The sequence below is a fragment of the Xenorhabdus ishibashii genome (genome assembly GCF_002632755.1).
GTDB lineage: Bacteria > Pseudomonadota > Gammaproteobacteria > Enterobacterales > Enterobacteriaceae > Xenorhabdus > Xenorhabdus ishibashii.
Genome location: NZ_NJAK01000001.1, coordinates 351280 through 367524 on the forward strand (window position 1 = coordinate 351280; position 16245 = coordinate 367524).

Genomic DNA, 16245 nt, shown 5'->3' on the forward strand with positions numbered 1-16245 from the left:
TCTATGAAACAAATCACTAGATAACAAAGATTGATAACCCGTAACTATATGTTAATTATGGCAAATAACCATGTCTAAACCTAATCCAGAAATGCTCAAATGGGCTAGAGAACAAGCAGGGCTAAGTGTACAAGAGGCGGCTAAAAAGTTGTCTCTGGGCAGTTCTCGTATGTCTGGTGAGGATATTTTAGGGCTGTATGAATCAGGCGAAAAAGCTCCAACTAAAAATCAGCTTAATGAGATCGCTAAAACATATCGTCGCTCGTTTATCACTTTTTTTCTGGAAACTCCCCCTATAGTTGCAAATAAAGGTGAAGACTTTAGGACGCTACCTAATAGCCCTTCTCCTCTCGAAAATGGAAATATTGACGCTCTCATTAGAGAGGTATATGTAAAACAAAATATCGTCAAAGAGGCACTTATAGATAGTGATTCTGCATCTACATTGCCTTTTGTTGGTTCGTTGGCAAATCTTCCGCCTTTGCACCAAGCGAAATCAAAATTTTTGAAGTTTTCAAAGTTTGATATTAGCCAATACAGAAAACAAAAAAATAGCCATGAAGCCTTTAATTACCTTAGACAACAAATTGAAAATATGGGTATTTTTGTTCTTTTGATAGGCAACCTAGGCAGCCATCATAGTAATATCTCCGTAGAATATTTTAGGGGATTCGCACTATCAGATAACATCGCTCCGTTCATTATCATTAATGATAATGATTCAAAATATGCATGGTCTTTCACTCTGTTGCATGAGCTAGCTCATATATTTATTGGAGATACAGGGGTCAGTAATGCGTATGCTGAAAATAAAGTTGAGAAATACTGTAATGATATAGCTAGCCAGATCCTTCTTTGTGAAAGCGAACTTGAAGTGATAGATTCTTTGTCATGTCTATCTATAGAAGAAATGCTAATTAATATTAGCAAATTGAGTGCGGATTTTAATATTAGCTCATCAATGATCTCCTATCGTTTGTTCTCACAAAATATAATAAACAAAGAAGACTGGAGTTATATTTCAAATCACTTTAAAGAAAAATGGCTAGCCAACAAAAAAGGGGGGAAACAAGGTGGTAGTGGTGGTTCTTACTATACAACCAAAAAACACAAAGTTGGAAATGCTCTAATCGAGGTGGTACGAAGATCCATTATGGAAGGTGTCTTGACTGAAACAAAGGCGGGAAAAGTTTTGGGTGTTCAATCAGGCAATGTCATTGAATTGGTAGGATTATAATGTCAAACGAAGGAAATTTATATCTCATTGATGCTAATATAATTATTCATGCCCATTCTTTTTATTACCCATTAAAGAGAGTTCCTGAATTTTGGTCTTGGATATTGTTTCATGCGCAAAACAACTCAATAAAACTACCAGCAGAAATACTTGATGAAGTTCAAGGTGGTGATAAGGATGAGCATGCAAAATGGGTTCATGATAAAACCAACAAAAACATCCTTGAATTAAAAGAGAATGTAAATATACCCCTTCTTAATAAAGTGGTAAAAGAAGGATATGCTCCGGATCTTACCGATGTAGAATTGGACAAAATAGGGAAAGACCCATTCTTGATTTCGTATGCATTAGCTCAACCTGAAAACAGAATAGTTGTAACTAATGAACAACCAAGCCCCAAGAAACAGAGGCATAATAGAAAAATACCAGATGTATGCAAACATTTTGGGTTAAGATGTTGCAATGTTTTCACCATGATTAAAGAGCTTGATTTCTACACAGACTGGAAATCAAGAATATAATCAGGCCCTCTCGCGAGGGCTTTTTTCACATCCTCTCTTCCATCCATTTTATAGCAGTGCTGTATATCTGTTTCATGTACTGGTCGTCACTATCCAGTTGGTCAGACAATGATTTCAACATCAACCAGATACTACGCTCCGTGATAACCTGATCTTTTAATAGCACCACCGCACGCCCTATAGCACAGCAAACATCGCTATAAACCTGCTCTTTATTATTCATATCAATAACCCCGCATGTTTTTTATACAAAACAGCACCGACCAAACAGATTGAGTTTGTTTATTGACCAATTAGTGACCGCAATCACACCTCAGAAAAAACATTTAAAAAAACCCCTTTAAAAACAACCACGCCAACTTATAAACAACCAAATATCAAAATAAATACAACCTTAGTTGTTGACAATAAAACAACTATAGTTTTAAATAAACACATCAAAGGCACACAGCCAAAGATAAAAGTAACACGCTCTTTAACAATCCGAACTCAACGACAGGCAACTGACGAGCCCTAGCAAATTGAAATAGCGCCGGGTAGTTACTCAGATTATCGGGTAATCATTCAGGCAATCGGGCGAGACAACCAGCCCGTAAAGGCGTACTCGTTATGAAGCTCAGTCGTGTTATTAACCAAGGAGAATTTATGTAAACCAAAGCGGATAGACCGCGAAGTTGAACTTGAAGCTGCTGTTATGAGGTAGCCCCGAGTCTCTCAATGAAGAGAGCCAGAAGCAGGTCGAACTGCACACGCGCTGGTGAGGGTTAATGAGGAAGAAGACGTGTCGGTAAAGCAGCAAGACAGCCAGACTTGCACCGGTTATTAGCGGCAAAGATGCGACAGGAACTCAAGGGCATGAGCGCGACCACTGCGAGAGTGTGGTTCAAAGTGCAGTTGGCTTTGAGGTGTGGTGAACATCGCCATAGCGTCAAAGCCAATTAACGGAGAAGTTTCATGAAAGATAATCTTGAATCAATTTTCGATAATTTTTTCGGTGAGCTGGAGAGAAAACAGCGTGAAAATTTCTGGAACAACCGCCAACCCAAACAACGCATGACCAAGCAGGAACGCGACACTGTTAACGCATTAACCAGTTTCATTACGACAGTTAACGGCGTTCCATCGAAAAAGTCAGTTTCAACCAAAACCAAGTCCCGCCGTAGATTGGAGTCAGGCGGGTTGACGGTGAGGGGGTGAGATTTTCTTTCTCAGATATTTAATCAGCATTGATGGAATATAAACTATAGCCGCGCTTATAAGGTACATCGTAACGAAATAAGCAAAGGTTTCTGGCGAAACACTAGGATAGTGCTCGCGTAGCCATAATTCGAGTGGCTCAGGACGAAACGCTATTAACAGGATGTAACCCAAAAAAGCAAAGTTCGATTTGTTAGCTTGCTTACCCAACCAACCAACAACCTTTTTCCATTTATTTCTATCCATAGATTAAATTTTATTCTCATTATTGTAGGGAATTTATTCTAACCGATTTCTGCGCGTTGGGGAATTCGAGGAACCACTACCGCCTGATGTGGTTAAACATACAGGCGCAATAATAACTAATAGTGAGGGTGTGATGACTGATTATGAATTTAATCGGATGAAATCGGATATCTCAGAAAGAATGGCAGCACTGGAATTTTTGCGGGATAAAATAGGCTGCTTTCCAAGTTACATGGATAACATTTTCACAGGAAGATTATTCAAAGGCTGGCGTTTTATAAAGTCACCAGAACCGGAGAATGAAATACTTTTTGCAAACGGGTTGCAGCCAGCCATTACTAAAAGAGAATTCGATTTAATTGTCGGTGAAAATTAACTAACTCCAGCTAATTCCAAATAAACAGCATTAATTCTGAAAGGAAATAAATATGACTACACCAATTAAATTTGCGGCTGAATGTAAAGAAGATTTTGAATATTATCGCGCTCGTGCTTTATCTCATGCCCCGCGCTCTGAACTTCGCCGTAGTTTTACGCAATTATGTTGGAATCAACGTGCACGTTATCGCCAATGGGCTGCTCTCAGTTGACTAACTCCAGCCCATTTTCGAGTGGGCTGTGGTGAGTTACTCTGATATATTCATGGATTCGACAATTGGTTCATGAGGGAACATGTGTGGAAGATATATTAACAGTAATAAAAACCATTCACTTGTTTTACGTTGTATTAGCTGGAAATATATTAGGTTGGCCGTCCACTATTGTTGGGTTTATTTTAGTTATAGCAGCATGTACAGTAGTAAAAAAGATAGGTGGTAAAATATTGTGTCTAATATTAGCTGCATTTGTTTTATATCCACCAATAGTATGTATTTATGATGGAATTCCATTTTATAAATAAAAGCTAGCGCAACCAAATAACAGCCTCGCAAATGCGGGGCTTTTTATTACCTGAATATAGGAAGATGTAATGAACGATAAAAAACCCAATGAAATAACATTAAGAGATTATTTTGCGGCTAAGGCTATGCAGGCACTCGCAACCGATCTATATGCAACCAAAGCGGGTTGTGTTTTTGGCAGCGACGATATAGCGCGATGGGCATATGTAACTGCTGACGCAATGTTAAATGTTCGGGAAATAACGATGCCGAAACACCCGCGCGAGTTTAATTTTAATGTTGGCGATAAGTTAACGCATAAAACAGAGGATTGGGGAGAGGTCATCATAACCAATATTGACGGCGGTCAGATTACCATCAGAACGCATTTCGGTAGAGAAATAACCTATATGTCCCATTTTCTCAGTGAAAAATGGAACAAGATTAATCAAGAACCGCCAACAGGAGAATAACAATGATGTATATAAATATACCAAATGGTTATTGCATATCAGATGGTGAATTAAATGTTATAAAGAAAGAACTTGAAAGAGACTATTACCCACAACTTAAAGTTGGACATAAAGCTATTCTTCTTAATGGTGATAAAGGATTAGTAGAAGAAATATTTAATAATGGAACTTATGATTGCAGAATGGAGATAACAGAAAAATTACACATGTTACCTCCTCATGGTATGTATGTAACACAAACTGGATATAAGGGTTATTCTTTAGATTGGGATAATACTATCAAAATAAATAATTTAGGAGATAATAACAATGGCTAAACATATACACGCTGATTTAATATCTGAGTACGCTAGATTATCTCATATTACTGATAGGCCGTGGGAGTATTTCGAATTTAAATATTGGGGAGACTGGCTGCCCGAAAATGGTGAAATATTGTTCTTACCTGACCGTGAATACAGATTAAAACCCCGCACTATCAGAATCGGGGAATACGATGTACCGGAGCCCGTGAGTGGGCTACTGGAGTATGACCAAGAATACTATTATCCAATTATAACAGACGACGCTTTCAACCATTTGTATCGCAGGGCTACTTGGGATGATGATTCATATGATAACGCTCGTTTAAAACGCGACCTAATCCACCTCGACCGCGAATCCGCCGAGCTGCACGCTAAGGCGCTCATCAGTCTGACCCAAAAATAACCCAATCTCAGAAATCACTAATCGTTTTCACCGGCGAGGGATTTTTACGTGCGTAACAACATGTTTGATGAGTGCGCAGTCGTACCCAAAAAACCACAGGCAGTCAGGAACCGGCGCGTATGGAAGCGCCGCGTTGCATTACTCATCATCTCAATAGTCGTATTTATTCCGGTTTAGGAGGTAAATATGTTGCCATCAATAAATTATAGCTATATCCAACCAGAAGAGCGGGTATTTAACGGGAGAATCTATATCAATTATCACGATCTGGGTGATATGAAATTCGATATTCCATTCAAAGAGTTTGCAATGCGTTCTGACCTCGATATCAGCGAAACACTGGAATATGCCAGAGTGCATTGTGATACAGAACGTCTCGCGGAAGAAATGAAAAAAGCGGGATTTACCTATCGGGAACTTATGGCTCTCGCCCAGAATATGCACAAGGAGGCGGCATGAGGGGTTTCGGATGTGATCCCTGCTGGATGCAGGACGCACAAGAGGAGCGGAGCATGGAAGAGGCGGCCCATCAGGAGGCGCTAGAGGAACAACAGGAAAAAGACGCTCACAGGCTATATGAATCACTGCCAGAGGGAACTCAGTCAATTTTCTCACCACGGATGAATGAATTATTCGGTGAGCTATTCGACACTGGCAGTGACATTGACGAGATGGTTAATGGACTGCTGTACAACCTATGTTTGTTTAAAGTTCAGAAGGAGGCAGTATGAGTACAGCTTTGGTATCACTGGCTGGCACGCTAGCGGACAAGCTAGGGATGAGAGTTCAAGAGGACGAACTCATTGAAACACTGAAAGCAACGGCGTTTAGAGGTAACGCTACGGAACAACAATTTGTTGCTCTTCTTATTGTTGCTAATCAGTACAACCTCAACCCGTGGACAAAAGAGGTTTATGCATTTCCAGATAAAACAGGGATTGTTCCTGTTGTGGGCGTAGATGGATGGGCTCGTATCATCAACGAAAACAAACAGTTTGACGGCATGGAGTTCAGTCAGGACGCTGAGTCATGTACATGCAAAATTTATCGGAAAGATCGCACTCACCCAACAACAGTAACGGAATACATGAGTGAATGCAAAAGAACTACGCAACCATGGCAAAGCCACCCAAAAAGAATGTTGCGGCACAAAGCCATGATCCAGTGTGCCCGTCTAGCATTTGGATTTGCGGGTATCTATGACCAAGATGAGGCAGAACGCATCACAGCCGGAACTACGGCTGAGGTAGTCAACGGACAGGAAAGTCACGCTGACCGCCAATCCTTGATCTCTCGCTGTGAAGAAGCGGCAAAAATTGGCATGGAAGCTTTTGAAAGGCTCTGGATATCACTCTCATTGGAAGAGAAGAAAATCATCGGTAATACCGAAAAGGAACGCATTAAAGAAACCATAGCAATAGAAGCTGAATATAGCGAGGTGACAAATGGAGCAGAGAACGGATGAATGGCATCAGGCCAGATTAGGGAAAGTAACCGCCAGCGGATTGGCTAACATCATGGCTAAAACCAAGAATGGCTATTCCGCCTCTCGCCATAACTACATGGCAAAACTCATTTGTGAGCATTTTACAGGGAAGTATGAAGAGGGGTTTAAATCCGCTGCAATGGAACGCGGAAACGAGTTAGAAGCTGTAGCACGGGAAATGTATTGCCTCAATGAGTTCGATGCCAGTGTTATTGAAACAGGGTTTATTGATCACCCTGTCATTGAACTCTTTGGCGCTAGCCCGGATGGGTTGGTCAATGACGATGGATTACTTGAAATCAAATGCCCTAACACATGGACACACATTGAGACCATCAAAACCCAAAAGCCAAAGCGTGAATATCTGTTACAGATGCACGCCCAAATGATGTGTACTGGCCGTAAATGGTGTGACTTCATTAGCTACGATGATCGATTACCTCCTAATCTTTCCTACTTCAAAACACGGATATTGTTTAATGAGGAATTAGCCAAGGAAATTGAAACCGAGGTTTTATCGTTTATTGACGAACTCAAAGATGCAATAAGAAATATAGCTCTATTAGGGAGAGATCAATGACCACGGAACCGAGTAAATATTTTCAGGGTAAGCCGTGCCGCTACGGACACACGGAGCGGTTCGTAGCAAATGGAAAATGCGTCATCTGCAATAGAAAATGGGTTAAAGAGTATGCAGAAAGACAAAAAACAGGCAAAAAGCTGAAACCCAGATTATACCATTCCACCGATTTTCAACACCGAGTGTTTGTGCTCGGCAATCCAAATATTAACTAAATAACCCCAACCCCAACCCTATCACTACGCTGCTATGCGGCGGGAGGATTATTGTGTCAACCATATTGGATATGTGTTGCGGTAGCCGAATGTTTTGGTTCGACCGCAAAAATCCTAATGTCATTTTCTGCGATATCCGGCGAGAGAGTCACATTTTATGTGATGGCAGAGAGCTACATATCGAACCGGATATTGTCTGTGATTTTCGTGCATTGCCATTTACTAATAATACATTTCAGTTGGTTGTGTTTGATCCACCTCATCTGGAACGGGCAGGTGAAAACGGCTGGCAACGGAAAAAATACGGCGCATTGAACAGGGATACATGGAGAGATGATTTAGCTCAGGGATTTAATGAGGCGTTCAGAGTGTTAAAGCCAGCCGGAACATTGATTTTTAAATGGAATGAAACGCAAATCAAAACTAGCGAGATATTAGCATTAGTATCTCAGTCACCATTGTTTGGCCACCCGTCAGGAAAGAGGGCGAATACGCATTGGGTGGCATTCATGAAGGAAAATTCCTCATGCAATACACCCCATGGAACCCCAATCCTAGAGCAGTACAACGAGTTAACGACCCCTACCCCATTCCGACACACTGCCGATATTGTGGCAGGCACGTGATGATTGAACATCACCTGAATGTTTTTAAGCGCATCCACGATAACCGCTGGCCTTGGTTATATCACTGCTGGACATGTGGTGCGCGTGTCAGTATTCATCCGGAAACCGATATCCCAATGGGGTCACTGGCAGATAAGAAAACCCGACAGGCCAGAGCATCGGCACATCGGTATTTCGATGATGTCGTGAGGAGTCGTAATTTAGAGCGCACGGAAGCGTATCAATGGTTAGCAAGTCAATTGGACATCAGTTTCAACACCTGTCACTTCGGCTGGTTTGATACTGATATGTGCGAACGGGCAGCGAATATATGCAGGAGGTTTGGGTGAGAAAAATAGAATACGCAGTAACAGACGCTAATGATTTAGCAGATCCGACAGACAGATATGAATTAGAAAATCCAATATGGGATGATTCATATCCCGATTATTTGGCTGAGGAATGTGCCGATGATTATTATGCCAATCATGATGGATTTGATGATAGAGGGCCTATTGAGATGACCATATTTAATAATGGCGAATTATTCGGAACATTTAATATTGAATTGGAGTCTACATTTTCAGCAACGAGGAAAAATAATGACTAATTCAGATTTATGCAGAGAAGCGTTTGAGAAATTTCTTTTAACTGAGTTTCGTTATTCTGAAAATGCATTAGAAAAAGATAGTAATGGAAATTATTTTAACATGCCAGCCCAGAATTATTGGGAAGCATTTAAGGCTGGATGGGAAGCAAGTAATGATATTACCCACCCCAGAAAATAGCGAGAAATAACATGGATATTATCGACGCAGCGAATGAATTAAATGAGCTGAATATATCTCACGCCCTCCAGAACCGGCCATCAGCATTAACCAGTATCAACGGTATGTGTCGGTGGTGTGAGACAGAGGAAGCAACACATGGTGCATTTTGTAGCAGAGAGTGCGGGGAGGATTATGAGTGATTTCGGAGGAAGTAACACACCAAAAGAATTTAAAGACCTCTGGCAAACTCCACTTCCGTTATTTTTAGCTCTCGATTTAGAATTCAGATTTTATTTAGATGCCGCCGCCGATGCTCAAAACACCCTGCGCGCCCATTATCTCACGGAACGAGATAATGCACTGGAATGTGATTGGGTGAGCTACGGTTCTATATTCTGTAATCCACCCTATTCCAATATTACGCCGTGGGTAGAAAAAGCGGCGATTGAATGCCAGAAGCAATTACAACCAATCGTTATGTTAGTCCCTTCTGATACTTCTGTGGGTTGGTTTAAATTAGCAAGAGAAACAGCGGATGAGGTCAGATTAGTAACAGGTGGCAGGATTTCATTTATTCCAGCGAACTTAAAAATAAAAGTCAGCAGGAATACAAAAGGTTCCATGTTTTTAATATGGCGACCATTTATTACTCCGCGCAAGTTAATAACTACTGTAGATAAAGAACACCTATTCAATATAGGTAATAACGAAATAAGGAAAATAACGTGAATATACCAAAAATATCAATTGAAATATCTCGTAAATCAGCTAAAGAGTTTTGTGATTTTTATGGTGATGACAAGTTATCTGATGAAAGTTTGGTTTTGTCCATAACTGATACTGTACAGGATGCATTAAATGATATTGAGTTTCCAGCTTCGGAAATAAAAACCACACTTACCGATGACTAGCGAATTCGAGAACGCACGGAGGAAGGTGGCAAGGGATTGCCTGAAAGAATTAACCGCCCTGCCCAAATACGACGATACCGCAGTAACCGCAATTCTCGATAAATACACACCCAAATTTAAACCACTCAACCACATGAAATTCAGCGCTAAATCAGTGCTGGCGTATTATGTGCGGATGATTCAGAAGGAGATAAAATGAAACTCATATATTGTCATCAGGAAATGGGGGAAATCAATAACTCCTTCCACCTCAAACAAATCATCGCCTCAGTCTGGGACGATCCTGCTGATATCACCGATGTAGTCTGGCATTCTGGATACCGTAAGCCAGAACGGGGAGAAAAGGAAATCGCCGAACTCGTTATTGACATCATGAACGGGGTGCCCGATGAGGTGCCCTACTCCGCAAGACCGAAGAATTTGAGCGATATTCTCATAGCAGAACTGAGCGACATTATTTTCGGTGCAACGTGGGGTGATAAAGCAACACCTGCAAAGGTGGCGAGGGTTATTTTGGAAAATGGATATCAGAAAGGAGGGAATTCCAGTGTCAAATAAATTAATCAGACTAGATGAGGTTTTGAGTAGAACAGGTTATAGCAAATCATGGACTTATAAATTAATTGATAAAGGGGAGTTCCCTAAACCCGTTAAGATCGGTTCTCGCTCAATTGCTTTTATAGAAAGCGAGATTAATGAGTGGATTGAGCAGCGTATCAATGAATCCCGCTGCCCAATTAAAGATAATACTTAATCAGTCATTTTTAAAACGACTATTAGTAATATCTTTCCCGCACTCCAAGGAACTCATAAAATCAGCATACCATTGAAGCATTTCGCGGCGACCATCCAAATGAAGGGCATGATTATACGTGCCCCTAATGGTATTTTTATCCACATGAGCAAGCTGCAATTCCACCCATTCAGAAGGGAAACGTTGCTCATGCAATACAGTACTCATAGTGTGACGGAATCCATGTCCTGTAGCTCTACCACCGTATCCCATGCGCTTCATCATGGTATTCATAGCCATCTCACTAAGAGGTTTTTTATAATCTGTTCGACTGGGAAATACATATTGGTAATCACCGCTAATTGGAATTAGTTGTTGAAGTAGAGTCATTACCTGATCGGACAAAGGCACACTATGTGGCCTACGCATTTTCATTCTTTCGGCAGGAATTTGAATAAGCCTTTTTTCCAGATCAACTTCACTCCACTCTAACTTTCTTAATTCACCAGGGCGCAATCCTGTAATAATTAAAATTCTCAGCGCATGCCTAACAATCTGGCTACCCATGTGCTTATCAATGGATTTCAGGAATTCGGGTAACTCATCAACATCAAGGTGTGGGTAATGCTCTCTTTTATGTGGAATAAAAGCACTGGCAAGGTCGGGGGCTGGATTATATTCAGCACGGCCGGTGATAATTGCATATTTCCAAACTTCACCGCAACGCTGACGAACTTTTTTTAATTTCTCCGTTGCACCCCGCTTTTCCATTCTCGTAAGAACGTCCAGTAATTCCAAGGGTTTTATATCTGCTATTGGTCTATTACCAATATAAGGAAAGACATCATTTTCGAAAGCACTCATCATGTCAGCGCGATACCCTGCCGACCATCTATCTTTGCGTTTCTCGTACCATTCAAGAGTGATTTTTTCAAAAGTATTTTCAGACATGATGGTGCTTTCTCGCCTCTTCTGTTTTCTGTCTTCAGAAGGATTGATACCATCAGCAATCATAGAGCGACACTCTGCTGTTCTTTTCCTTGCTTCCGCTAAAGGCACTTCAGGGTAAGTGCCCAAAGATAGCATTTTCTGCTTACCCTCAAAACGATAACGGAATCGCCAACCTCTGGATCCATTCGGTTCTATTAACAACCAAAGACCGTTTCCATCGGAGAGAGTATAAGCCTTTGCTTCTGGCTTAGATCTTTTAATTGCCACGTCTGTTAGCTTCATCATTTCACCCATGTGTATAGGAAGATGTGTATAGGAAAAACTATACACAAAACTATACACAATTTCATGTCGCTTTCAGGAGATGTTAGGAGATATTAGGAGACTTAGGTTTATTGTTATTTATTGATTTTGTTTGAAAAAGTGGACTTTAGGAGACGTTGCGAGAAGTAGAAGTGGCGGAGGAGGAGAGATTCGAACTCTCGGATGGTTTCCCATCGGCGGTTTTCAAGACCGCTGCCTTCAGCCGCTCGGCCACCCCTCCGCGATGTCGAGCACTATAAACACCACAGTTCCCAATGTAAAGTATTTATCCGTTCAACTGCCGCTAATTTACTCACGACACTATCTATTGGTCTATTTATTCAGCATTTTGATGATCTTTCTTGGGAATAGTAGTGATTTTTGCTAAATTGCAGCCATCGTTATTGGATGGTAAAAGTTATGTTGGTATTTGAAGGTCGTGAGATCGAAACCGATGCACAAGGTTATCTAAAAAACTACCGTGATTGGCAAGAAGCTATGGCTCCTACCATTGCTGAGCAGGAAGCAATCACTCTGACCGAACAGCATTGGGAAGTTATCCGTTTTGTACGTGAGTTCTATGAAGAATTTAATACTTCACCCGCTATTCGTATGTTAGTCAAAGCGATCTCCCAAAAATATGGTGAGGAGAAAGGAAATAGCCGTTACCTCTATCGCCTGTTTCCCAAAGGGCCTGCAAAACAAGCAACAAAAATTGCAGGTCTTCCCAAACCAGTCAAATGTATTTGATTTATTCATCCGTCACTAATGACGGATGCTAAAATCACTCATCTCTTCTGCTTCACAAAATTGAGATTGAAAATGTTCTATTTTGGCCCCCGAAGGCCCCCCCTGCTCTAGCCAATGTATTAACATGTTGATTTGTGCATCGTTGCCACAAGCGACGATCTTCACACTCCCATCATTCATATTACGGACATATCCCGCCAGCTTATTTTTCTTTGCCCAACGGTAGGTGTGATAACGGAATCCAACTCCCTGCACCCTTCCATAAACATAAATAGTCATGTTGCATTTAGTCATCGTTATATTCCTCCCAGATAAGATGATGAGAACTTTGAAACGTTAAACCTACTTTTGTTATTGTATTTTATATACGCAACAGCTAACCTAAAATTATGAGATGGCGGTCACATGCCACCTTAGTTTCAAAAATCATGCAAAATTCCGGCTACCGTTACCGGGTGTGCGCTTGAAATTTACCTTACCGCCCTTATATAAAAGTCATTGCAAGGTTTCTTTGGAGGTGACTATGATGATCGCCAGCAAATTCGGTATCGGCCAGCAAGTACGACATAAATTGCTGGGTTATTTGGGTGTTATTGTAGATATTGATGCTGAATATTCTTTAGAACAGCCGCAGGAAAATGATATCGCATCTAATGCCACCTTACGTTCAGCGCCGTGGTATCACGTTGTAATGGAAGATGACGATGGTCAACCTATCCATACTTATTTGGCAGAAGCCCAATTGACTTACGAAACATCAGATGAACATCCAGAGCAATCTTCTCTGGATGAGTTAGCTGAATCTATCCGCAATCAATTACAAGCTCCACGATTACGAAATTAAATACGCTTGTTACCGTTATCCAAATCATAACAATAAGGTGGTGAATTATGAACCAATCGCCACCTGTTTCATTTTTCCATCCCCAATCGCGGGATCTCAATTTTTGGACACCGAACCATCACAATATCTAATCCTTGCTATATATTGAACGCTCATTTTGTTTCCCTATATCCCCGCAGCATTTTTCATTTGGTTTATCTGCTACAGTGTTTATGATAAATAATTTATTCATATAAAGGTATTTCTATGGAATCAACTGTTCGCACCTTACCTGAATCAAAAAAGATTGCTCTTGTTGCACACGATCATTGTAAAAACTCTCTGCTGGCTTGGGTTAATACCCATAAGGCTTTGTTGGTAAAGCATACCTTATGTGCCACAGGCACAACGGGACACTTAATTAAGCAAAAAACAGGATTGCCAGTGACGAGTATGTTGAGTGGACCAATGGGAGGTGACCAACAAATTGGTGCACTGATTTCTGTAGGCAAAATCGATGTCTTAATTTTCTTTTGGGATCCTTTAAACGCGGTTCCTCACGATCCTGATGTTAAAGCTCTGCTACGTGTAGCAACGGTTTGGAATATTCCTGTTGCAACAAACTGCTCAACTGCCGATTTTCTTATCAATTCAGTACTTTTTTCTCAGGATGTTGATATTTGCGTGCCAGATTATCAGCATTATCTCAACGAGAGGTTGAAATGACGTCAACAGTCATCAGGAAAAATTTAGGGCTTACGCTGAATCGGTACTCCCAACCGCACCAGTTGCTGAATGAAAACAGATGGGCTTTTCAGTTTCTGCATTAACCATACCTGCTTCTTTGCTCGCGTCAATGCAACATATAAAAGACGACGCTCTTCCGCATCAGGGAAATTTTCAGGTTGTGGCAATAAAACTTGTTCCATCACAGATTCCCTCTCTGGTGCCGGAAAACCATCTTTACCCTGCTGTAACCCCAATATAATGACATAATCGGCTTGCCGCCCTTTAGCCGCATGAATTGTCATAAATTCAATCTTCAAATCTGGCCAGCGCGTCAGCGATTTTTTCAATAATTCTGGTTTGAGATAATGATAGCGAGCCAATAATAAGATGGTTTCCTGCTTAGTAACATAACCACTCATTTTATTAAGCAATGCCTCTAGCTGCTCTTCCGGTAAAATCACAACTGATTTTTTATTGCCTTTTGTCAGGCTAGTGAGATGCTTTTTTAATTGGTAAGGATTTTGTTGCACAAATTGGTTGGCTATTTCCCCAATACGGTCATTAAATCGATAAGCTGTTTCTAATGCACATTCAACCCCTTTACCAAAATAGGTTGAAAATGCAGTCGTTAATGATAATTCAGTATTACTAAAGTGATAGATTGCCTGCCAATCATTTCCCACAGCGAATAGATGACTTTGTTTGTTTTGTATCTTCAATATCGTCAATAATTTGATCCCCAAAGGTGAAATATCTTGAAATTCGTCCACCAGAATATGTTTCCACGGGCTGATAAATCGACCTTTCTGTAAAATATTCACCGCCTGATGGATCAAACTATAAAAGTCGATTGCCCCTTCAGATTTTAATGCCAATTTCCAGGATTTCAGCAAAGGTGCCATAAGCTGCAGGCGTTTCTGAAATATATCAATATAAGCCGCAGGAGCCTGTTCAATCATCTCTTTTTGACTGCCACCATGCATACGCATTAATTCCAGCCAACGTTCTAAACGAACCGATAAACGCGTCGTCAATAACGTATCATGCCAATATTCACCTTCCGGTAATTGCCAATCTAATTCTGCATTCAGCCATTCTCGCCAGCCTTTAGCCTGTGCTTTTTTTTCTCTGCACTGTTTTTGCCATTCTTGGATGAGAAAATCTCGGCGCTTTTGGGCATCAATTTCCAGCTCACTAATTTTTGGTGACTTATTGCTACCTTGCTGAATAATATGCAGTGCCAGGTCATGAAATGTTTTTGCTTTTATTTCTTGGGTTCCTAAACGAGCCTGAATACGTTCATTCATTCCATCAGTAGCCTGACAATCACAAGCTAACAACAAAATTTGCTCAGGAAGTGCTTGTTGACGCAACAATAACCACCCCGCACGCGCAACTAAAACAGACGTTTTTCCACTGCCTGCCCCCGCTAATACCAGAATATTTTGTTCACCATTAATAACTGCCTGACACTGAGAACGATCAAGTGGCGCTGTTTCTATTGTCTGAAAGAATTGCTCATATTGTACCAGCATGTGATCAATCCATTGCCGGTTCAGCGTTTGGATTATCTTTTCACCTTCCTCTAACCAATTCAGGCAAATCTTATAATTGTCGCGACAATTTTCAAATTGTGCGATTCGTTGTAATGGTAAGGGTAAAGCCTGAAATGTTTCTTGGATTTGTTGCTGCACAAAAGCTAAATCAGCAGTTTTCAGCCAACGATTCTGTTGCTTGATTTTAACTATTTCATTTACTTGAGCTGCCAAAACACCAGCACTGACATCGCTCATGTCGACGCTCCATTTTTGCCACTTTTTTAATAGATAATGGTAAAAACGCTGTGTTTGCTGCCATTCAGTGCCATGCAAGCGAATCACTTTTGCTTCTGGCAATTCAAATTCCAGTTCCCCCCAAACAATCCCTCGCTTACACTGAATACCAATTAATTGATTAAATGGAATAAGGTACTGGTGCTTATCACCGCTCACTTCAATGCCAGCATTAAGTAAACGTACCCGATTATAAGGGTGTTGAGCGAGGCGTTGGCCGATTTGCGTTGATTTTAGTTCCATTGTCGTGGCACCGTACCTGAAAATTGTTGAACTACTTCATCACGTAAATGT

General features: G+C 40.9%; 30 protein-coding genes, 1 tRNA gene and 1 pseudogene. 27 read left to right on the plus strand and 5 right to left on the minus strand.

The genetic code is table 11. The features are described from left to right. The first annotated feature begins 70 nt into the window (after positions 1 to 70). Positions 71 to 1237 (plus strand): XRE family transcriptional regulator, encoded by a 1167-nt coding sequence (locus Xish_RS01680; RefSeq protein ID WP_099116422.1) that lies wholly within the window; start codon positions 71 to 73, stop codon positions 1235 to 1237. After that, entirely contained in the window at positions 1237 to 1758 is a 522-nt protein-coding gene (locus tag Xish_RS01685) for a DUF4411 family protein (protein ID WP_099116423.1), read from the plus strand. The genes Xish_RS01680 and Xish_RS01685 overlap by 1 nt, the downstream gene beginning before the upstream one ends. 25 nt (positions 1759 to 1783) lie before the next feature. Here the strand turns inward: Xish_RS01685 and Xish_RS01690 are convergent, their stop codons facing one another. After that, positions 1784 to 1981 (minus strand): DUF2767 domain-containing protein, encoded by a 198-nt coding sequence (locus Xish_RS01690; protein WP_099116424.1) that lies wholly within the window; start codon positions 1979 to 1981, stop codon positions 1784 to 1786. Positions 1982 to 2712: 731 nt separating this feature from the next. Here Xish_RS01690 and Xish_RS01695 point away from each other — a divergent pair. The 22 genes and pseudogenes from Xish_RS01695 to Xish_RS01790 all read left to right on the plus strand — a co-directional run bounded on the left by Xish_RS01695 (position 2713) and on the right by Xish_RS01790 (position 10584). Then, positions 2713 to 2955, plus strand: a complete 243-nt coding sequence (locus Xish_RS01695; RefSeq protein ID WP_099116425.1) for a hypothetical protein — start codon at positions 2713 to 2715, stop codon at positions 2953 to 2955. Positions 2956 to 3334: 379 nt separating this feature from the next. Then, a complete protein-coding gene (locus Xish_RS01700; protein WP_099116426.1) occupies positions 3335 to 3577 on the plus strand; it encodes a hypothetical protein in 243 nt (80 codons plus the stop codon). 52 nt (positions 3578 to 3629) lie between these two features. Next, the gene (locus Xish_RS18500; RefSeq protein WP_167383199.1) at positions 3630 to 3791 is read left to right on the plus strand and encodes a hypothetical protein; all 162 of its coding nucleotides are present in this window, start codon (positions 3630 to 3632) and stop codon (positions 3789 to 3791) included. A gap of 86 nt (positions 3792 to 3877) precedes the next feature. After that, positions 3878 to 4102: a hypothetical protein gene (locus tag Xish_RS01705; protein WP_099116427.1), complete on the plus strand. Its 225-nt coding sequence runs from the start codon at positions 3878 to 3880 to the stop codon at positions 4100 to 4102. A 69-nt stretch (positions 4103 to 4171) separates the two neighbouring features. Further along, the gene (locus Xish_RS18765) at positions 4172 to 4555 is read left to right on the plus strand and encodes a hypothetical protein (protein ID WP_208614798.1); all 384 of its coding nucleotides are present in this window, start codon (positions 4172 to 4174) and stop codon (positions 4553 to 4555) included. Positions 4556 to 4557: 2 nt separating this feature from the next. Continuing rightward, the gene (locus tag Xish_RS01715; protein WP_099116428.1) at positions 4558 to 4872 is read left to right on the plus strand and encodes a hypothetical protein; all 315 of its coding nucleotides are present in this window, start codon (positions 4558 to 4560) and stop codon (positions 4870 to 4872) included. Then, entirely contained in the window at positions 4865 to 5263 is a 399-nt protein-coding gene (locus Xish_RS01720) for a hypothetical protein (RefSeq protein WP_099116429.1), read from the plus strand. Before Xish_RS01715 ends, Xish_RS01720 begins: the two co-directional genes overlap by 8 nt. A gap of 48 nt (positions 5264 to 5311) precedes the next feature. After that, the gene (locus Xish_RS19100) at positions 5312 to 5440 is read left to right on the plus strand and encodes a hypothetical protein (protein ID WP_279625591.1); all 129 of its coding nucleotides are present in this window, start codon (positions 5312 to 5314) and stop codon (positions 5438 to 5440) included. Positions 5441 to 5449: 9 nt separating this feature from the next. Beyond that, the gene (locus Xish_RS01725; protein WP_099116430.1) at positions 5450 to 5722 is read left to right on the plus strand and encodes a hypothetical protein; all 273 of its coding nucleotides are present in this window, start codon (positions 5450 to 5452) and stop codon (positions 5720 to 5722) included. A gap of 53 nt (positions 5723 to 5775) precedes the next feature. Beyond that, the gene (locus tag Xish_RS01730) at positions 5776 to 5994 is read left to right on the plus strand and encodes a hypothetical protein (RefSeq protein WP_141553929.1); all 219 of its coding nucleotides are present in this window, start codon (positions 5776 to 5778) and stop codon (positions 5992 to 5994) included. Beyond that, positions 5991 to 6728 (plus strand): phage recombination protein Bet, encoded by a 738-nt coding sequence (gene bet, locus Xish_RS01735; RefSeq protein ID WP_099116432.1) that lies wholly within the window; start codon positions 5991 to 5993, stop codon positions 6726 to 6728. The genes Xish_RS01730 and bet overlap by 4 nt, the downstream gene beginning before the upstream one ends. Beyond that, complete coding sequence (locus Xish_RS01740; RefSeq protein WP_099116433.1) at positions 6709 to 7329, plus strand: lambda exonuclease family protein; 621 nt, start codon at positions 6709 to 6711, stop codon at positions 7327 to 7329. Before bet ends, Xish_RS01740 begins: the two co-directional genes overlap by 20 nt. Then, positions 7326 to 7544: a hypothetical protein gene (locus Xish_RS01745; protein ID WP_099116434.1), complete on the plus strand. Its 219-nt coding sequence runs from the start codon at positions 7326 to 7328 to the stop codon at positions 7542 to 7544. Before Xish_RS01740 ends, Xish_RS01745 begins: the two co-directional genes overlap by 4 nt. A 71-nt stretch (positions 7545 to 7615) precedes the next feature. Further along, positions 7616 to 8068, plus strand: a pseudogene (locus tag Xish_RS01750) (SAM-dependent methyltransferase); the annotation flags it as partial. Positions 8069 to 8169: 101 nt separating this feature from the next. After that, positions 8170 to 8499 (plus strand): zinc-finger-containing protein, encoded by a 330-nt coding sequence (locus tag Xish_RS01755; RefSeq protein ID WP_244185886.1) that lies wholly within the window; start codon positions 8170 to 8172, stop codon positions 8497 to 8499. After that, positions 8496 to 8759, plus strand: coding sequence for a hypothetical protein (locus tag Xish_RS01760; RefSeq protein ID WP_099116436.1), 264 nt, complete (start codon positions 8496 to 8498; stop codon positions 8757 to 8759). Before Xish_RS01755 ends, Xish_RS01760 begins: the two co-directional genes overlap by 4 nt. Further along, positions 8752 to 8937, plus strand: a complete 186-nt coding sequence (locus Xish_RS01765; RefSeq protein ID WP_099116437.1) for a hypothetical protein — start codon at positions 8752 to 8754, stop codon at positions 8935 to 8937. Before Xish_RS01760 ends, Xish_RS01765 begins: the two co-directional genes overlap by 8 nt. Before the next feature lie 11 nt (positions 8938 to 8948). Next, the gene (locus Xish_RS18505) at positions 8949 to 9119 is read left to right on the plus strand and encodes a hypothetical protein (protein ID WP_167383200.1); all 171 of its coding nucleotides are present in this window, start codon (positions 8949 to 8951) and stop codon (positions 9117 to 9119) included. Continuing rightward, positions 9112 to 9648: a phage N-6-adenine-methyltransferase gene (locus Xish_RS01770; protein WP_099116438.1), complete on the plus strand. Its 537-nt coding sequence runs from the start codon at positions 9112 to 9114 to the stop codon at positions 9646 to 9648. Before Xish_RS18505 ends, Xish_RS01770 begins: the two co-directional genes overlap by 8 nt. Further along, on the plus strand, positions 9645 to 9830 hold the full coding sequence (locus Xish_RS01775; protein ID WP_099116439.1) for a hypothetical protein: 186 nt from the start codon (positions 9645 to 9647) through the stop codon (positions 9828 to 9830). The genes Xish_RS01770 and Xish_RS01775 overlap by 4 nt, the downstream gene beginning before the upstream one ends. A 195-nt stretch (positions 9831 to 10025) precedes the next feature. After that, positions 10026 to 10388 (plus strand): hypothetical protein, encoded by a 363-nt coding sequence (locus Xish_RS01785; RefSeq protein WP_244185888.1) that lies wholly within the window; start codon positions 10026 to 10028, stop codon positions 10386 to 10388. Continuing rightward, complete coding sequence (locus Xish_RS01790; protein ID WP_099116441.1) at positions 10378 to 10584, plus strand: helix-turn-helix transcriptional regulator; 207 nt, start codon at positions 10378 to 10380, stop codon at positions 10582 to 10584. Before Xish_RS01785 ends, Xish_RS01790 begins: the two co-directional genes overlap by 11 nt. On the opposite strand, the gene Xish_RS01795 is transcribed toward Xish_RS01790, so the two are convergent. Together Xish_RS01795 and Xish_RS01800 are read right to left on the minus strand one after the other, a co-directional pair. Next, a complete protein-coding gene (locus Xish_RS01795; RefSeq protein WP_099116442.1) occupies positions 10585 to 11796 on the minus strand; it encodes a tyrosine-type recombinase/integrase in 1212 nt (403 codons plus the stop codon). It abuts the gene before it with no gap. A gap of 174 nt (positions 11797 to 11970) precedes the next feature. Further along, positions 11971 to 12058 (minus strand) — tRNA-Ser (locus Xish_RS01800). A gap of 179 nt (positions 12059 to 12237) precedes the next feature. Between Xish_RS01800 and tusE the strand changes: the two genes are divergently transcribed. Next, positions 12238 to 12567: a sulfurtransferase TusE gene (gene tusE / locus Xish_RS01805; protein ID WP_167383201.1), complete on the plus strand. Its 330-nt coding sequence runs from the start codon at positions 12238 to 12240 to the stop codon at positions 12565 to 12567. 15 nt (positions 12568 to 12582) lie between these two features. Here the strand turns inward: tusE and yccX are convergent, their stop codons facing one another. Next, the gene (yccX, locus tag Xish_RS01810; protein WP_099116443.1) at positions 12583 to 12861 is read right to left on the minus strand and encodes an acylphosphatase; all 279 of its coding nucleotides are present in this window, start codon (positions 12859 to 12861) and stop codon (positions 12583 to 12585) included. A gap of 229 nt (positions 12862 to 13090) precedes the next feature. Between yccX and hspQ the strand changes: the two genes are divergently transcribed. Together hspQ and mgsA are read left to right on the plus strand one after the other, a co-directional pair. Next, positions 13091 to 13411, plus strand: a complete 321-nt coding sequence (hspQ, locus tag Xish_RS01815; RefSeq protein ID WP_208614799.1) for a heat shock protein HspQ — start codon at positions 13091 to 13093, stop codon at positions 13409 to 13411. 246 nt (positions 13412 to 13657) lie between these two features. Next, complete coding sequence (gene mgsA / locus Xish_RS01820) at positions 13658 to 14116, plus strand: methylglyoxal synthase (RefSeq protein ID WP_099116444.1); 459 nt, start codon at positions 13658 to 13660, stop codon at positions 14114 to 14116. A gap of 23 nt (positions 14117 to 14139) precedes the next feature. On the opposite strand, the gene helD is transcribed toward mgsA, so the two are convergent. Then, entirely contained in the window at positions 14140 to 16194 is a 2055-nt protein-coding gene (gene helD, locus Xish_RS01825) for a DNA helicase IV (protein WP_099116445.1), read from the minus strand. Between the last annotated feature and the right edge of the window lie 51 nt (positions 16195 to 16245).

Coding starts and splice junctions, on each gene's coding strand:
- Xish_RS18765 (WP_208614798.1), top strand. CDS start 4,172: ATGAACGATAAAAAACCCAATGAAATAACATTAAGAGATTATTTTGCG.
- Xish_RS01715 (WP_099116428.1), top strand. CDS start 4,558: ATGATGTATATAAATATACCAAATGGTTATTGCATATCAGATGGTGAA.
- Xish_RS01725 (WP_099116430.1), top strand. CDS start 5,450: ATGTTGCCATCAATAAATTATAGCTATATCCAACCAGAAGAGCGGGTA.
- Xish_RS01720 (WP_099116429.1), top strand. CDS start 4,865: ATGGCTAAACATATACACGCTGATTTAATATCTGAGTACGCTAGATTA.
- yccX (WP_099116443.1), bottom strand. CDS start 12,861: ATGACTAAATGCAACATGACTATTTATGTTTATGGAAGGGTGCAGGGA.
- Xish_RS01730 (WP_141553929.1), top strand. CDS start 5,776: ATGGAAGAGGCGGCCCATCAGGAGGCGCTAGAGGAACAACAGGAAAAA.
- Xish_RS01740 (WP_099116433.1), top strand. CDS start 6,709: ATGGAGCAGAGAACGGATGAATGGCATCAGGCCAGATTAGGGAAAGTA.
- Xish_RS01695 (WP_099116425.1), top strand. CDS start 2,713: ATGAAAGATAATCTTGAATCAATTTTCGATAATTTTTTCGGTGAGCTG.
- Xish_RS18500 (WP_167383199.1), top strand. CDS start 3,630: ATGACTACACCAATTAAATTTGCGGCTGAATGTAAAGAAGATTTTGAA.
- hspQ (WP_208614799.1), top strand. CDS start 13,091: ATGATGATCGCCAGCAAATTCGGTATCGGCCAGCAAGTACGACATAAA.
- bet (WP_099116432.1), top strand. CDS start 5,991: ATGAGTACAGCTTTGGTATCACTGGCTGGCACGCTAGCGGACAAGCTA.
- Xish_RS01770 (WP_099116438.1), top strand. CDS start 9,112: ATGAGTGATTTCGGAGGAAGTAACACACCAAAAGAATTTAAAGACCTC.
- Xish_RS01690 (WP_099116424.1), bottom strand. CDS start 1,981: ATGAATAATAAAGAGCAGGTTTATAGCGATGTTTGCTGTGCTATAGGG.
- Xish_RS01680 (WP_099116422.1), top strand. CDS start 71: ATGTCTAAACCTAATCCAGAAATGCTCAAATGGGCTAGAGAACAAGCA.
- mgsA (WP_099116444.1), top strand. CDS start 13,658: ATGGAATCAACTGTTCGCACCTTACCTGAATCAAAAAAGATTGCTCTT.
- Xish_RS01795 (WP_099116442.1), bottom strand. CDS start 11,796: ATGAAGCTAACAGACGTGGCAATTAAAAGATCTAAGCCAGAAGCAAAG.
- Xish_RS01755 (WP_244185886.1), top strand. CDS start 8,170: ATGATTGAACATCACCTGAATGTTTTTAAGCGCATCCACGATAACCGC.
- Xish_RS01765 (WP_099116437.1), top strand. CDS start 8,752: ATGACTAATTCAGATTTATGCAGAGAAGCGTTTGAGAAATTTCTTTTA.
- helD (WP_099116445.1), bottom strand. CDS start 16,194: ATGGAACTAAAATCAACGCAAATCGGCCAACGCCTCGCTCAACACCCT.
- Xish_RS01745 (WP_099116434.1), top strand. CDS start 7,326: ATGACCACGGAACCGAGTAAATATTTTCAGGGTAAGCCGTGCCGCTAC.
- Xish_RS18505 (WP_167383200.1), top strand. CDS start 8,949: ATGGATATTATCGACGCAGCGAATGAATTAAATGAGCTGAATATATCT.
- Xish_RS01685 (WP_099116423.1), top strand. CDS start 1,237: ATGTCAAACGAAGGAAATTTATATCTCATTGATGCTAATATAATTATT.
- Xish_RS01785 (WP_244185888.1), top strand. CDS start 10,026: ATGAAACTCATATATTGTCATCAGGAAATGGGGGAAATCAATAACTCC.
- Xish_RS01700 (WP_099116426.1), top strand. CDS start 3,335: ATGACTGATTATGAATTTAATCGGATGAAATCGGATATCTCAGAAAGA.
- tusE (WP_167383201.1), top strand. CDS start 12,238: ATGTTGGTATTTGAAGGTCGTGAGATCGAAACCGATGCACAAGGTTAT.